At 57.4% G+C, this 928-nt stretch carries 1 protein-coding gene and 1 pseudogene; both read right to left on the bottom strand.

Features of this window, described 5'->3' with window-relative positions:
* On the bottom strand, positions 1-312 hold a 312-nt coding region (locus EN780_RS35400), incomplete at its 3' end, for a hypothetical protein (protein ID WP_210215094.1).
* A gap of 21 nt (positions 313-333) precedes the next feature.
* Positions 334-928 (bottom strand): annotated as a pseudogene (locus tag EN780_RS35395) (nucleotidyltransferase); the annotation flags it as partial.

Raw genomic sequence — 928 nt, 5'->3', positions numbered from 1 at the left:
ATTGTAGTAGCCGACTGTCTCTTCATGCGTCAGCGTCACGCCGTAACTGTTCGACAGCAATTCCTGCCGGCGTTTGTCTTCGGCACGAGGAAAGAGATAGAGCTTCTGGACCTGTCCCTGGAAAAAGAACAGCAGCACGCAAACGATGAAGACGATCTGCACGATATCGTAGACAATCGGATAGGCCACCTTGTCGGCGAAAAGCGCCGCAATCGAGAGGATCGAAACCACCCAGAACAGTCCAGATCCGACAGCTTCGGCCCGCTCGAGGGGCTTGTAGTAGTTGCCACCTACCGTATCTACCCTGGGCATCGATAGCTCCCTTTCCTCAACCTACTTGATCACAGCGTAGAATGGCTCGCTAAAACCAACGAGCCGATCATCGCTTCTACGGATGATGAATGCTTCCGCCATGTGGACGCCGCGATATTCGAGCGCTTCCCAGCGACGATCACCGTCGGTAGGCTTCTCGAAGCCGCCCCGCCCTTTCTTGAGGGCCATCGCCACTGCCCCGGTATTGGTGATGCGCCACCGTACGTAGCAGTCAGCCGGCACCGTCTGGAACTTGTTGACACGGACGTCGAACCAGAGACCACCCCGCGGGGGTAACGCCTCGCCTGAATTGATCGGATGTCCCTTGCCGGAATACTGGGACGCGCGATATTCGGCGAAGACTTGGACATTCCGGGAAACCTGCTCGGCGGGCTGCCAACGCGGGGCCTGGAGGTGGGATGGCGTCCGGAACCACAATGGGAGGATGCTGATACCAAAGTCAATTACGTTGTCGACTAGGCTATCAAGGTGGGCTGCCCCTTCCATGAGAAGCGCACTGGCCTGCTGCATCGCAGAAGCCTCCGCCTTCTTTACGTTCTCTCCCTTCGCAAAATCGTCGCCGAAGACCTTGCGCCATTTCTCGATGCTGTCGGAG

This window comes from Mesorhizobium sp. M4B.F.Ca.ET.089.01.1.1 (assembly GCF_004022605.1).
Taxonomy (GTDB): Bacteria; Pseudomonadota; Alphaproteobacteria; order Rhizobiales; family Rhizobiaceae; genus Mesorhizobium; species Mesorhizobium abyssinicae.
This window is presented reverse-complemented; position numbering and strand designations above follow the sequence as displayed.